The 15,637-nt window shown below is 35.3% G+C and carries 11 protein-coding genes; 8 read left to right on the top strand and 3 right to left on the bottom strand.

Translation table 11 applies throughout. The features are described 5' to 3' along the window. The first annotated feature begins 10 nt into the window (after positions 1-10). From J7604_RS11300 to J7604_RS11315, 4 genes are read left to right on the top strand one after another with little or no spacing between them, the layout of a single operon-like run. Positions 11-1,192 carry a sugar transferase gene (locus J7604_RS11300; protein WP_293895715.1) on the top strand — a complete coding sequence of 394 codons (1,182 nt, stop codon included), beginning with the start codon at positions 11-13 and terminating at the stop codon, positions 1,190-1,192. After that, positions 1,185-2,105, top strand: a complete 921-nt coding sequence (locus J7604_RS11305; RefSeq protein WP_293895718.1) for a glycosyltransferase family 2 protein — start codon at positions 1,185-1,187, stop codon at positions 2,103-2,105. Before J7604_RS11300 ends, J7604_RS11305 begins: the two co-directional genes overlap by 8 nt. Before the next feature lie 24 nt (positions 2,106-2,129). Continuing rightward, positions 2,130-2,738, top strand: coding sequence for a DapH/DapD/GlmU-related protein (locus J7604_RS11310; protein ID WP_293895721.1), 609 nt, complete (start codon positions 2,130-2,132; stop codon positions 2,736-2,738). A 24-nt stretch (positions 2,739-2,762) separates the two neighbouring features. After that, positions 2,763-3,704: an alpha/beta hydrolase gene (locus J7604_RS11315; protein ID WP_293895724.1), complete on the top strand. Its 942-nt coding sequence runs from the start codon at positions 2,763-2,765 to the stop codon at positions 3,702-3,704. Here J7604_RS11315 and J7604_RS11320 read toward each other — a convergent pair. From J7604_RS11320 to J7604_RS11330, 3 genes are read right to left on the bottom strand one after another with little or no spacing between them, the layout of a single operon-like run. Then, positions 3,701-4,435, bottom strand: coding sequence for a glycosyltransferase family 2 protein (locus J7604_RS11320; protein WP_293895727.1), 735 nt, complete (start codon positions 4,433-4,435; stop codon positions 3,701-3,703). The two genes, J7604_RS11315 and J7604_RS11320, sit on opposite strands and share 4 nt — an antisense overlap. After that, positions 4,432-4,794 carry an HAD hydrolase family protein gene (locus J7604_RS11325; protein WP_028982249.1) on the bottom strand — a complete coding sequence of 121 codons (363 nt, stop codon included), beginning with the start codon at positions 4,792-4,794 and terminating at the stop codon, positions 4,432-4,434. Before J7604_RS11325 ends, J7604_RS11320 begins: the two co-directional genes overlap by 4 nt. Continuing rightward, entirely contained in the window at positions 4,791-6,449 is a 1,659-nt protein-coding gene (locus tag J7604_RS11330; protein WP_293895734.1) for a sugar phosphate nucleotidyltransferase, read from the bottom strand. Before J7604_RS11330 ends, J7604_RS11325 begins: the two co-directional genes overlap by 4 nt. Before the next feature lie 861 nt (positions 6,450-7,310). Here J7604_RS11330 and J7604_RS11335 point away from each other — a divergent pair. Genes J7604_RS11335 through J7604_RS11350 form a run of 4 tightly spaced genes read left to right on the top strand, consistent with a single transcriptional unit; the run spans position 7,311 to position 15,467 of the window. Further along, complete coding sequence (locus tag J7604_RS11335; protein ID WP_293895737.1) at positions 7,311-12,095, top strand: Ig-like domain-containing protein; 4,785 nt, start codon at positions 7,311-7,313, stop codon at positions 12,093-12,095. 4 nt (positions 12,096-12,099) lie between these two features. Continuing rightward, complete coding sequence (locus tag J7604_RS11340; RefSeq protein WP_293895740.1) at positions 12,100-13,158, top strand: PorP/SprF family type IX secretion system membrane protein; 1,059 nt, start codon at positions 12,100-12,102, stop codon at positions 13,156-13,158. Positions 13,159-13,161: 3 nt separating this feature from the next. Next, entirely contained in the window at positions 13,162-14,727 is a 1,566-nt protein-coding gene (locus J7604_RS11345; protein WP_293895743.1) for a hypothetical protein, read from the top strand. 8 nt (positions 14,728-14,735) lie between these two features. Continuing rightward, positions 14,736-15,467 carry a glycosyltransferase family 2 protein gene (locus tag J7604_RS11350; RefSeq protein ID WP_293895745.1) on the top strand — a complete coding sequence of 244 codons (732 nt, stop codon included), beginning with the start codon at positions 14,736-14,738 and terminating at the stop codon, positions 15,465-15,467. The last annotated feature ends 170 nt before the right edge of the window (positions 15,468-15,637 follow it).

Below are 15,637 nucleotides of genomic sequence, written 5' to 3' on the forward strand. Positions count from 1 at the left end.
TCTAAACTGAATGAAATCCAAAATCGCATTTGTTGGAACGAACTCAGACCTCATTCAAAGCTTAACAGATAAACTACAGGACGAATTCAATATTCGTTGGTTTGACAATAGTATTAGCCTTCTGTATGCAATATCAGAGGAGAATGAAGGTTTTGAAGCAATCGTCACAGAAGGCCCTTTTGAGAGCCCTAAAGGGACGAATTTGTTTCAAAGACTGAGAGGGCATAAGGCTTCAAGGAATATTCCTTTTATTCTTATTGCTGATAACATTGACATTAAGACAAAGAAGCAAATTCATCAACAAGGTGTTAACGAACTTTTTTCTACAAACTTCGACAAAGAGAATTTTGTAAAAAGAGTTCGTTATCTTATCACAAACCCTGTAGAGATTAGCGAATCTATAGAGCAGCAGCAACCTAATATTCCTGCTGCCTATAAGATACCGCTTGCTAAGCGCATATTTGACATTGTCATTTCTCTTTCCATATTGATTTTCCTTTTCCCATTTTTCTGCATTTTGGGTTTACTTATAGTTATTGAATCCAGAGGACCAATATTCTATAGTTCCAAAAGAGTAGGAACCGGGTATAAGATCTTCAACTTTTATAAATTCCGGTCCATGGGTACTGGAGCGGATAGTAAGTTGAAAGATATAGCTCACCTGAATCAATACAATAAAAAAGAGGGATCAACTTCACCAATTGCTGAAAATGAGCTTTGCGATTCATGCAAAGAGCAACGTATATCCTGCCAGTCCATTGTTTATCTTGATGGAAATGCTATTTGTGAAAAGGTACATTTTAAAAATAAAATCCTTAAAAACGGAAGTACATTCATCAAAATAAATAATGATCCAAGAGTAACTCGTGTTGGAAAGTTTATCAGAAATACCAGCATAGATGAGCTACCACAGTTATTCAATGTGCTTAAAGGAGACATGTCCATTGTAGGTAATCGTCCTCTTCCTTTATACGAAGCTGAAAAAATTACTACAGATCAGTTTACAACCCGCTTTCTGGCTCCTGCCGGAATTACAGGTTTATGGCAGGTTACGAAAAGAGGAACAGGCGAGATGTCCGAGGCTGAACGTATTCAGCTTGATATCGACTACGCCCTCACCTACTCTTTCGTAAACGATATAAAAATTATTTTGAAAACGATTCCGGCTTTAATCCAGAAAGAAAATGTCTGACCAGCCTTTAGTATCAATCATTTCAATTAATTATAATCAGGCTAAAGTTACTTGTGAATTAATCGAATCTCTAAAAAAGGTCCATTACCGCAATATTGAAATTATTGTGGTGGATAATGCATCTTCTGAAGATCTGTCTTCTATAGCTGCATATCCGGAAGTTCGACTAATCAGGAGTCAACAAAATCTTGGATTTTCAGGTGGCAATAATTTAGGTATTAAAGCAGCCAAAGGGAAATATTTTCTTTTTCTGAATAATGACACGGAGGTCGAACCGGATTTTCTGGAACCTCTTGTTTCATTGATGGAGAAAAACAGTAGCATCGGAATGGTAACTCCCAAAATTGTCTATTTCGGGACCAACATCATCCAATATGCAGGTTCTTATTCTATCAATCCTTTTACAGGAAGAGGAAGAAAAATCGGCAGTATGGAAACTGATAACGGACAATACAACGACGTAAGAGAAACATTTCTTGGACATGGTGCTGCCTTACTGGTTTCCAGAAGGCTCATAAAAACCATTGGCCTCATGCCGGAACTGTTTTTTCTATATTATGAAGAACATGACTGGTGTGAAAGTGCTAAAAGAGCCGGGTTCAAAATCTATTATTCAGGAGTAACCAAGATCTATCATAAGGAATCAATGTCTGTAGGCAAAAATAGCATACTCAAAACCTACTACATGAACAGAAACCGAGTGGTGTTTATGAGAAGAAATGTATTCGGAATAAAACTTCTCATCAGCCTTTTATTTTTCTTTTGCATATCGGTCCCTAAAAATACTGTAAAGTTTATATCAAAGGGTGAATTTGACCATCTGAAAGCTTTTTACAGAGCTTTGGCTTGGAATCTGACCCACTTGAATGTAAGTGAAACAGAAAGCTTTGAATTAACGGAATCAATTGCCTAAATTTTCTTCAACCAACAACAGCATATGACGACAACTGCAAGTACACTTAGAGCCCAATTTTCACAATTAAAAGAAAAGAACAAAGACAATTCTCTTCTTGAGATTACACAGGAAATTATAGGTGCTGGCTGGAGACTAGTGTCTGCGAAGTTTTATTTAAGAAATTGCAATAAGATCGGTGCCATGGTCTCCACTAATGGTAAGCCTATCATCAAAAACAAAGGTTTTATTTCTTTGGGGGATAAGGTTAGAATCTGGTCTAACTTTAACCCTACTCAAATATATGTGCATAAAGGAGCTAAATTTATTGTAGGCTCCAATTCCAGGATCAATGGAGTTCATATAACTGTAAAAAGCGAAGTTACAATCGGGAACAATGTTCGTATTGCCCCTTATGTACTTATTCTCGACAGTGATTTTCACAGCGCCAATGATCATTTTTCTGACGGCAAAACTTCTTCCGTTTCCATTGGCGACAATGTGTGGATTGCCACAAAATCTATGATATTAAAAGGTGTTACAGTTGGTGAAGGCGCTGTTATAGCAGCCGGATCTGTTGTAACTAAAGATGTACCTCCATATACTGTAGTGGCAGGGGTTCCAGCTAAGGTGATCAAAAAACTTCACCATTAATATCTTACTTCTCCTTTTTCTTAAATGAAAAAAATAAAATTATTTCTGATAATCAGTTTTCTTACAGCCATTATTGCTTTAGCAGGTGTCTATAGTTATTATGCCCTTAGTCAGGAAACAAAAATAATGGATGCATCTGCAAGAAAAGGAGTTGCAGGTAAGTTCATTAGATTATCAAAGGGTATAACCAGATACAACCTGGAAGGCCCGGATACAGCTAAAACAATAATCCTCCTTCATGGCGGAAGTGTTATAGGTGATTATGTGTGGGAGAAAAATTATAAGGCTCTGATCGATTCCGGCTTCAGAGTACTAAAATTTGATATGTATGGAAGGGGATACTCTGATAGGGTAAATGAAGCCCAAACGCTTGATTTATTTGTATCTCAGATTAACGAGCTTACAGATTCATTGAAGCTAACAGGACCTTTTGAAGTCATTGGTGTTTCTATGGGAGGAAGTATAGCAACAGGCTTTGCAGACAAATATCCAGGGAAAACCGACAAGCTTGTACTGATATCTCCAATTGCCGTAAACCCAGGTAAAAAAAGATGGTACATCGACAATCCTGTATTAGGAAATTTCCTTGTTAGTGTATACTGGTATCCGAGATGTGTAAAAAAGCAAATGTCTGAATTTTTTGATGGCAAGAAGCTGGTTGAATACGAAGCACATTTAAAATACCTTTCAGAGTATAAGGGAGTAAAAGCAGACACGAGATCAGCCTGGTCAAATATCTTAGCTGAAGATCTTACTCCCGCTATTGAAAGACTTGCGAAAAGAAATAAAAAAGTGTTATTGATATGGGGAAAGCAAGACCCAGTAGTTCCAATTGCAGCAAGCGAAAAATATAAAAAAATACTTCCATCAATAAATATTCAGGAAGTAGATCAGGCCGGACATATATCCAATTATGAAAAGCCTGATGTTGTAAATCCAGCAATAACAAGGTTTCTAAAGGACTAACCTCCGCCTTCCCTGCCGCCTTTAGTTTTTAAGAAAGTATTTAATGATTCTGGTGTTCCCAAGTCCCACATTTCTGAAGCTTCAGAAATCATTACTCTATAGCCATTGTTGATCAGCTTTTGATAAAGGGGTATTACATAATACTCTCCTTTTGTTTTTTCTTTATTGCTAACTATCTCTTCAGCCATATTTACAAATTCCTTCCCACTGGAAAAGTAGTAGATTCCTGTACTTGCATGGTCAGAGATCCTTTCTTTTTCTGCAACCAAATCAACAAATCCTTCTTTGTTTAGTCTGGCAAAACTCCATCTGTCACCAGGCATATCTGCAACAGAAATAATCCCCTTACATCCCTCTTTCTTGTTTAGGATTTCTTTACCTATTTCTGATATAACAATTGTATCGGAACTGATGATAAGAATATCTTCATCATTATTGATAAAGTCTCTTGCCGCAAGTACTGTGCATAATTGTCCTTCTGTTACATCACTTATGAGAACTAATCTTGTTTTAGCAGGAGCAAATTCAGAGATTAACGCTGTAAGTTTATAACTTTCTTCATGTTCTCTCAAAGCAATAACAATCAATTCAGAACAATCGATTCCTTCAATGCTTTGCATAGCCCAGGCAAACATAGGCTTACCTTCAACAGGGATAAAAGGCTTTGGTACGTTATACCCGCTACCATTGAAGCGGGAACCACGACCTGCCATTGGTAAAATTACTTTCATCTTTCCTTAGCAATTTCGTTGATTAAAGGCTGTGTTACAGTATCCCAGCCCGAAAATCTTAAAGCTCTATCGTCAATGTATACATGTCCATTAGGCTTTCCAAAAAATATCTCATCATAAACGATTCCATGCTCCTCTAACCAATCAAGAGTTATTTTCCCCACGTTTTTCATTACCTTACCTACATTGCTTTCGCAGGTTGCCATATTTCTTGCGGTATTGATAATAATATAATGGCCGGCATCTTTTAACTCTTTAATTCTCTCTTTAGCCCCATCAAATGGCTTAAGATCAGCATAAGATTCTCCCTTTTCCTTGATGGGACAAATAGTTCCGTCAAGATCTATCACTATTCTCATAAAGCAGATATTTTTGTTTCTTTTTTTAAGGTGGCTACTTCATTCAGCAAAGCAAGGCCTCTTAAATACATCAGTTTCTGACGTTCGGGCTTGTCTTTATGAAGAGGAAGCATGGAGATAAACAGAAGCCCTTCTATGAGTTTTATATCTTCTAACTTATATCCGTTTTCTACTATTAATTTATCAAAAATATATTCTAGTCTCAAAGATGTTTCAGAAGCCAGGATTGCAGTTTCAAAAACACCTTCACTAACTTCCTGTACTGTGAACAAATCAGAAACGATGTAATCATATAAGCCACAAATACTGTGTCTCAACTTCGCTATATCATATCTTGAATCTCCGTAAATCCCTTTTTTTCCAAAGCTTCCTCTTGGATCAATCAATCGTGTAATCTGTGTATTGATATCAAAAAGAATGTTAGAAAAACAATAATCACCGTGAATTACAGTAATATTCGCGTGATCAATCAGTTCTTCAATTGCATCTGATAATGTTGCGATCAATTCAAATGCATTTATCAATTTCTTTCCGTTCCAAACAATGGATTCCTTTGACAGAAGATTATTCCAGTAACCATTAAGAGTCTTCTGGGTATCCAGTCTTTCTAAGGTTTTGCCTTTGTAAATTTTACTTACATCAGATCTATTCAGCTCACCTTTGTACTCTCTGAATTTACCATGTATGCTGAACAATTTATTAAGAATAGATCTCCACGTTTCTATATGAATATCCGCATACAGAAACAACTCTGACAAAGTTGAATATCCATAGTATTCCTGGACAATCTTAATCGTTTCATCAGTATGACTGTGATTGATAATACGGGGAGTAAGTACCTTTAACTCGTCAGGAATCTGAAAATACCAATTCAGTTCATCTCTAAGCTTTTCGTTGTAAGTACTGTTTTTGGTAATAGTATTCAACACCCCGTCAATGGTTAGTGAATTAAAAAAGCGCCCCTGCAGAAGCCTTTGTCTTGAGGAAACCAAATTATCAATATTCCCAAAGTCATACCAATGCTGAGCTTTGACAGCCTGAAGACTATGCTTTTCGCCATACAATTTCAGTACATCGCTCAATTGTTTTTTTCCATCGGAAAGCGCTTTAACCAGTACCTTTCTCAAATATTGACCACTCTGAAAGTTATAATATCCGCACAATGCAAAATTAGGTGCAGGCACATCTTCCTTTTTATCTATATAGTCAATTATTTTTCCTTCTTTATCTATACTTGCAAGACACCAACGATGAGACTCTTTAACCTCGTGAACATATACATAATCTCCTTTTTCTTTATAAGAATCATAAATCAATGTATCGCCAAGAATTACTTTCACCTCTCCGTCTGTAGCTGCCAAATCCAATCCTGCACGAAGGGAATCTAATATATTTCCATTGAAAAGAAGCGGTACTTGTGTAATTTTCATTCTCTTTCTATAAGAGTTTATTAAAAAATCACAAAGTTGAAAATCCGTTGCTTTTCTTGTTATAATTACTTCATTTATCCCTTCAGATAGAAGATCATCAAGAATCCAGCCAATGACAGGTTTGCCATTAACAGGTATCATTGCATGTGATTGATTTGTATTGATGGGAAGATTTAAAAAATCAATAGATCCGCCACATAAAATGATAGTTTTATTCTGTTGCATATTAAACTATATTATCCCCTAGGTCTTAACGAATTAATAGCTAAAAAAGATTTAAATTAGTCCCGAAGCATTATCTCTAATCCGGTTGAATAATACTTCTGTACAAAGCTGGCAAGGGGATCTTCCAACTTGATACCTTATTGTAAAAATATAAAATAAAAAGTAGAAAAACTGTATAATTTCATAATAAATATTAACCTGATAATTCAATTCTTTATTCATAAAAAACAGGTCAGACTTCATAGTTTTGGAGAGATATTCATTTTTAAACACCGAATAAGCAAAGGTTACAACTAGTGTTGCTTAAATCTTACATAATTGGTTTACTTAAAAATGAGATAATTTAATTTGTCGACTATCAAATAGAGATTATAACAATAGTAAGACGACCAATCTTTATTTGTTCATCAACATTTAAAATAGTATCTCCAAAAGGTTTCAGCATTAAATCATTCTCTCCTAAAAAAATATTTCCTTAAAAAAATATCCCAATAAAAAGATTTTATCTATCCATAAAATATAGAATTCTACTATGAATTTTACTTTTTACGTTCTCAATCTGTATTTATAAAATTTTAGTTTACAGTATCTTAATTCAGAACATTTTTAAATCTTTCCCCCTATCAGTACAATTATAGATTTATAATTATCAAATAATTAAATTTGACTTTTCACAGAAACCTCACATATGTAATATAATTCTCGTATAAGCCTGTTATTGAAAAGATAAAACAAAAGTAATATCTTTAAGTCAATGTAATTAATTGAATAAAAAATATAAAAATATAAACCCTTTATAGAGGAAGTGTTTATAAATTGCTCCAATTGTTTGTTCCTCCTCTTTCTAATTGCACTTTTAACATGAAATTTCAATCTTCATTGATATTACTAATATGCATCCTGCTAAGCACATTTAATTCCTTATCTGCTCAGGATTGCGGATGCGATTTCACTTTACAAGCCAATGGTAAAGTACTAAGCAAAGGAGGTGTAGAAATATCACTAACCAACGCCTGGACAATTAATGCAAATGACATAAAAATAAAACCAGGAAATGTATTCTGCTTTAAGAATATCCAATATTCCAGAGGGATTATCATATCAAATTTTGCTGGTACTGAAAGTCAACCCATCATCATCAAAAACTGTGGTGGACAAACTGTAATAGATACAAGAGAATATGGTGTTATATTTCGTAATTCAAAATACTTTAAATTCCTTGGCAACGGCGATCCTTCTATAAAATATGGCTTTAAAGTTACAGCAAGAAACAAAAACAATTTTTTTCTGGATGCAAAAGACTTCACCACGAATTTTGAAATTGCTTATATTGAAGTAGCCGGTGCAAGTATGAACCCTACATCTGATACTGCAGGATTTGCGGGCATTGGAGCAAAAACAAATCCATTATGCGATGGATCTGCAGAAAGAGGTGTATGGACTATGTACAACCCCATCATCCATGATAATTATATACACAATACTGGGGGCGAAGGTATCTATATGGGATATGGATGGTACAAGGAAAAATCTATGACCTGTCCTTGTGAAAATGATCCCTCTACTTCCTGCACCATTTTAGTACATTCCCATTCAATCGTTGGCGCAAGAGTTTATAACAATATCACTGAGAATACTGGATTTGATGGTATTCAGATCAAAAATGCAGACCAGGATTGTGAAATTTATAACAATACTATAAGAAATTATGGTTTGCGAAATGAAGAATCGCAGAATGAAGGGCTTCTACTTGGAGAAGGAACCACTGGAAAAGCCTATAACAACTGGATAGAAAATGGTACCGGCAATGGTATCCAAAACCACGCTATGGGTAATCAGGATATTTTTAACAATGTAATTATCAACCCGCAGGAGTATGGCTTTGTATGCTGGGATGGCCCTGCTGTGGTAAGGATTGGTTATTATAATTTCTTTAACAATACGATTATTAATGCAGGTCTGGATGGTTTTAATTTTTTCGGACCAGGAGGTGGTCCAAAAAGGGTATATAACAATATCATTGCAAAGGTTGGTACCGGCAGAAGTCTATTAAAAAGAGCTGGAGATGTCGTTTTATTTGAGGAATCCAATAATTATTTGACGAACACAATCGAAGATGTAAAGTTTGTAAGCGGATCAACTCCTTTTAATGTCCACTTACAATCTGCTTCCCCTGCAATTGACAAAGGGAAAGATTTAACTTCGTTTGGTATTACAAAAGATTTTGATCTTGCTCCCAGGCCATCCGGAGCTGCATTCGACATGGGAGCTTATGAATTCGGGAACATACCTCCTATTGTTAAGATTACACAACCTTTGAATAACGCTGTTTTTACACCCGGTTCTGTTATATCAATAAAAGCTGATGCAAGTGATCCCGACGGTTTAATAACCAAAGTTGAATTCTATAATGGCACAACTAAACTGGGTGAAGACCTATCTTCTCCTTATAGTTTTGACTGGTCTACGACAAAGGAAGGTACATATACAATCAAAGTAGTAGCAACAGACAATGGAGGCAGCACTGCTTCTTCAACAATTACTATTATAGTTAAAAATGTTTTGCCTTCGATAACAATATCTAAACCAGCAAATAATAGTAGCACTGCCGCTGGTAAATCAATTAATATTGAAGCAAACGCAACAGATAGTGATGGCTCTGTTACTAAAGTTGAATTTTATTATACGATAAATAATAAAGACACAATCCTGATAGGATCATCAACTACTAGTCCATATCAGGTTTCCTGGACTCCTCTATCTACCGGGACTTATAAAATCATTGCCAAAGCTACAGACAATAATGGAGGTATAACTAAAACTGCCATCACAGTGATAGTCACCAATACATTACCAACCATCAGCATTGTTGCTCCAACTAACAACAGTTCTTTTCCTTTCGGCACTGATGTGGAATTAAAGGTCAATGCCACCGATGCAGATGGTAGTATTATTAAGGTCGAATACTTCAATGGGACTACAAAAATTGGAGAATCAACCACTACTCCTTTTTCTTTTCTCTGGAAGAATATCCCTCTTGGTACTTACACCATTACGGCAAAAGCTACCGATAATATCGGAAGTACTGCAACTTCACTTCCAATTCAGTTCTCAATTACCAATACACCTCCTATTGTAAATATAACAGCACCTTTAAACAATGCAAAGTTTTCTCCAGGATCTAATATCACCGTGGAAGCCACAGCTACTGATGAGGATGGCATCATTTCTAAAGTTGAGTTTTTCTATAACAATAACAACCTGCTTGCCTCTGACAATGCAGCTCCATACAGTATAAACTGGAATAATGTTCCTGAAGGAAGCTATACAATAACTGTAAAAGCCACAGACAACGCTGGAGCGATTTCTACTAAGACTATAAATATTACAGTTGTAAATAACCTTCCGACTATAAAGATCACTTCTCCTGCCAACTTATCTGTATATGAAACTGACGCGGATATTGAAATCACAGCAGAGGCTCTGGATAGTGACGGTTCTATCAGTAAGGTTGTTTTTTATAATGGTACAACTATATTAGGAGAAGACCTAAACGGCCCTTATTCATTTACTTGGGAAAATGTTCAGAATGGCACTTACAGCATTACGGCTGTTGCTTATGACAATCTAGGAAAGCAAAATGTATCTGCTGCCGTTAAGATTATAGTCAATGTCACGACCAATATTCCTCCTGAAGTAACGATTATAAATCCTGCAGACAACCAAACATTAACTCCAGGAAACATTAACTTTGAGGTCAACGCAATTGACATTGATGGTAATGTCGCCTTAGTAGAATTATTCAACGGTAGTTCAAAGATCGGAGAAAGCACTGCTCAACCATATACTTTCAATTGGACAAGTCTAACTGAAGGAATTTATGTAATAACGGCAAAAGCTACAGATAACGATAATGAAACAAATACATCTGCTCCGATAACGATAACTATATACAATGTACCTCCTGTAGTTACAATCAACTCCCCTACTAATAATCAGGCATTTGATTCCGATGATCAGGTATTAATCAATACCACTATAACAGATACAGATGGTAATATCAGTAAAGTGGAGTTTTTCCTTAATGATTCTCTTGTAGGCTCCGCTACTTCTGCTCCATATGATTTGGCATTAAATAACCTTCCATCCGGCACATATAACATAACAGTAAAAGCAATAGATAACTTAAACAAAGAAGACTCTGAAACCATCCAGATTACAGTAAGTAATAAACTACCTTCTATTTCTATTATTACACCTGCCAATGGAACGACATTTAACTTTTCTGAACCTATTACTTTAAATGTTAATGCAATTGATCCTGATGGTTCAATTAAAGATGTAGAATATTATATTAACGGAGTCCTCACAACAACTCGTCCATATCCTGACTTTTCCTATACATGGACAAATGCACCAATCGGAAATTATGAAATTGTAGCATTTGCTACAGACAATGAGGGAGCCAAAGTTGCATCTGCTCCAGTACTAATTTCAGTAGGCAAGAGACCAGTTAGTGTATCTCTGATTTCACCTGAAATAAATAGTACTTATGAATTCGGATCAACCATTGATTTTTCTTCAAATATCACAGATCCTGATAATGCTGTTGTAAAAATTGAATTCTATGCAAATGACATTAAAATCGGCGAGAGCTTTGCACCCGATTACCAATATACTTGGACCAATTCAGTTTCGGGAAATTATGAAGTTTATGCAGTAGTTATAGAAGGTAATGGAAAGAGGGACACGTCAAATAAAGTTATGATTACTGTTAACCATCCGAATAAGCTACCTGAGATCACCATCACTTCACCTGTTTCAAACAGTATTTACTCTTACTGTTCTGAAATACAGCTGGCAGCCACTTCAACTGATGAAGATGGAATAATTACCAAGGTAGAATTCTCTGTTAACGATCAGCTGATAGGCACTGATCTATCAGCACCATATACTTTATCTATCAGTAATCTCGATCCCGGATCAAATACTATTACAGCCACTGTCTATGATAATAAAGGAGGAGAAAGTAACTCCAGCATTTCGATATCCGTTATTGAAACTCCTGTAGTGACATTTGATATCCTATCTGGAAAAGAAACTATAAAATCAGGTAGTGGAATCACTATACAAACTACAACCCTGGACTCTGTATACTTTCTGAATACCTCAGATCTTAATCCTTTAAAAGTAAAAACCTTCGAATGGTCTTTAAGTGATGGAACGACATCAGAAGAAAAATTCCTGGCGCATAATTTTATACAGGGAGGACTTTATAAGGCGGTACTAATTCTTACAGATATAAATGGTTGCGAAATATCCCAAGAGGTGCAAGTCCTGGTGAAAGATACAGCTTTACAAGCCCGTGAATCCTATTGGGTGCCGAATGCATTAAGTCCTTATGAAACAAATCCGGAAAATAAAGTCATAAAGGTTTACGGAAAATTGGCACCGGAAGACTTTAGTTTTACCATATACAGCAGATGGGGGCAAGTTCTTTATTCCACAACTAATCTAGCTGAGGCCAAAAATATTGGTTGGGATGGAGATAACGCTCCGATGGATACTTATACCTATGTTTTGAAAGGAAGGGAAGATAATGGAAACAAAGTTGAAAAATCCGGTACTATTACATTAATCAGGTAGAATAATGAAATTTAAATTAAGCATAAGCATACTCTTTATTGCTACAGTATTATTCACCAGAATTAGTAAAGCACAGGATGCTCAATTTTCTCAATTTTATCCTGCAGCATTATATCTTAACCCTGCTCTTTCTGCTACATATACTGGATTTTCCGTTTCCATGAATCACAGGGTACAATGGAAAAATATAGGAACTCCTTATACTACAAGTCAGGTATCTATCATAAATCCATTTTTCAGACCCGGTAAAACACGAAGTCCATATGGAGCCATTGGTTTAACTATCAATAATGATAAAACCGGAGACGGGATTCTAAAAACGGTTGGAGGTAGTGTCAATGGATCATACGACCTTCCGCTGGCCTCATTGCATCACGTGCTTTTAGGAGCACAAGTAGGATTTATTCAAAAAAGTGTTAATTATGACCAGCTTCAGTGGGGAAGCCAATATAGTCCGGAAGGAATTGATCCTAATGCACACTTGGATGTCAGCCTTAGAAACTATACAAGTACGAGACCAGATCTGACAGGAGGTATAATGTATTATTTTAATCCGCTAAGAAACTATGGGCGAAGAGGTGCCTATTTTAGTTCCTTTGTCGGAATGTCAGTTTATCACTTAAACAGACCTAAATCAGGAATATATGAAACCTCGGACGAAAGACTGCCTGTACTTTATAAATTCAATGCAGGACTTGAAACCAAATTAAAAGACAGGCTTTATATTCTTCCCAATACGATTGTTCAATTGCAAGAACGCTTCAGACAAATTAATTTAGGCTTAAGCCTTCATTATTATCTTCTTGACGAAAAATTTTATTATAAACCTGCTTCGAAACCGCTTGTCCCGAACGAGATTAGGTTCGGAATGTGGTATAGAATAGAGGATTCTTTTATATTTACAGTAAGTTTTGGTAATAACTATTATTCGATCGGATTAAGCTATGATCTTAATTCCTCTTCGCTTACTAGAAACTATAGAGGAACAGGTGCGTATGAACTTTCACTCATCATTACTCCTTTTAAACCCAAACAAAGAATTTTCAATATTCCCAAGATATAAACAATGTTAGAGTCCAGATTTACAGAAAGACAACTTTTCTTCATTGAATTTTTCTTCATCATAGCTTTTTCAATATTTCCATTATTTTTCACTCTGCCATTCAGAGATAATTTATACCTAACTTGGGAAGGCTCATACAGGCTTTATTTAGGACAGGTCCCATTTAAAGACTTCGGAATGCCTTTAGGATTTGGCTTCTTTATATTCCCAACTATCTTTTTCAAAATCTTTGGACCATTTCTGTCATCTTTGTTGAAAGCACAATTTTTAATCAATGTACTTTCACTTCTGTCATTCAGAACTATATTAAAAACACTTAACGTTAAACCTGCTGTAATTCTCTTTTCCACGCTGGTTTTCTGCTTCTCTTATACATTCATATTCTTCTGGCCATGGTATAACAATACGGCTTTTGTATTCGAACTATTCGCTATCCAATTTTTGCTTCATTATATTTTTCAGGAGAAAAGTAAATTCAGGATAGGTTATTTAGTTTTTGCATCCATTTTTACATTCCTCTCATTCTTTACGAAACAAGACTATGGCGGATTGGCTTTCTTTTTCTGCTTGGCTTTAATAATTTTAAATCTATTCTACGAAAGGAAAATTGCACCGATCCTTATTTATGTTGGAGCTACCTTTCTGACAGGATTTATTGTAATAAAACCTTTTCTCAAATATGGATTCGGATATTGGTTCAACTATGGTCAACCTCCTCATCAGTCAAGATTAAAAGCTATAAACTTCCTTAATTCATTCCTTGGAGAATCAAATTGGGAGAAATTCTATATCGTTATTTTCATACTAATCATTCTTTTTAAACTTAAGGATGTATCTGCATTTCTTAAGGATAAAAAAGCAGTATTCTTCGCCCTTATCACAATTGGTATTATTGCAGAGACCTTAATTACTAAAGTTACAAGCAGATTACCTTCGGATACAACAACTTATTTTCATGCATTTGCATTTGCGTTTTTTCTCACGAACATTAATCTAAATATTGCATTCGAAAAAGTCACTGTACTACCGATATTCATTTTGTTCATATTCCTATGGTGGTCAGCAATGTTTTGGAAATATGCAGGCAGGATGTTAAAAATCTCTGATGGGAATGCTATTGGAGTAAAAGATGAGAAAAAAGTAGATAGTGGCCCATGGATAACTACAGGATTAAAATCATTCGGCAAGGTTTCTATGCCGGAAAAGACTGTTGAAGGTCTTCATAAAATTATGAAAATGGATTTCGGAAAAAAAGGACAAGACTTAAAGGTCCTTAACATGTCTGAACTTACTCCATTATCCTATGAGCTAAAATATACACCGGTGACAAACCTTCCTCTATGGTACCATCTGAACATAGGTATGTTTGACAAACAAGTCGATGAAGTGAATCAACGAATTTTAAATAATGAATTTGATCTTATTTTATTTGAAGAAGTACCATCACTTGACAATTTTTATCCTGAAAAAACAAGAGATGTGCTTCGTACTAAATATAGATTGATTGACACCTTCCCTTCTCCTAGAAAAGAAGGCGATTCATTTATTGAAGTTTACCAGAAAAATTAATTTAGTTCATGAGTTTACCTGAAAGAGACCTTTCAATTATAGTTCCTTGTTACAATGAGGCTAAAAACATCCCTCACATTATTAAGCTATTCAGGGAAGCATTAAAAGACAGACAAAACATAGAAGTTATATTAGTAAATAATGGTTCTACGGATAATTCATCCGAAGTTTTGATAGAAGAGTTCAATAAAATCAATGATCCCAGAATCAGATCTGTAAAAGTTGATGTTAATAAGGGATATGGATTTGGAATACTATCAGGATTAAATGCAGCAGAAGGAAATGTTTTAGCATGGACACATGCAGACCTTCAAACAGATCCTATTGATGTAATTATTGCATATGAAAAGTTTAAACAAATCAATGATCCCAAAGCATTTGTAAAAGGTAAAAGACAGAACAGAGCCTTGGGGCCTGCATTTTTTACTTATATGATGCAACTGATAGCCTCGGCAGAGCTAGGGGTTAAACTGGTTGATATAGGAGCACAACCAAAAGTATTTAGTAAAGATTTCTATACAGCCTATCTAAAGGATAAAGCTCCTTATGACTTTTCCCTGGATCTTTATGCTCAGTATTTTGCAACAAAGTATGGGACTATCTATGAAATTCCTGTTGTATTTAAGACACGAAAATTCGGAGAAGCCAAAGGTGGTGGCAGTATAAAGACCAGATTCAAAGTTTCCATCAGGACTTTTAGGTATATAAGAGAACTAAAGAGAAAACTGAATATTAATTAAAAAAATTATAGAAAGCCTGAATTACAATTCAGGCTTTTTTTTGCCCCTTCTCTCTCCTGACTAATTTTTATTATAGCTAATTATTGAATCAATAGAAGCTATTAGAACAGCTTAAATTACAATAAAACAAAAAACCCGGAAGTATAAACTTCCGGGCTTTGGCATTAATT

Origin of the sequence: Sporocytophaga sp., from assembly GCF_017745095.1 — a bacterium.
Taxonomy (GTDB): Bacteria; Bacteroidota; Bacteroidia; order Cytophagales; family Cytophagaceae; genus Sporocytophaga.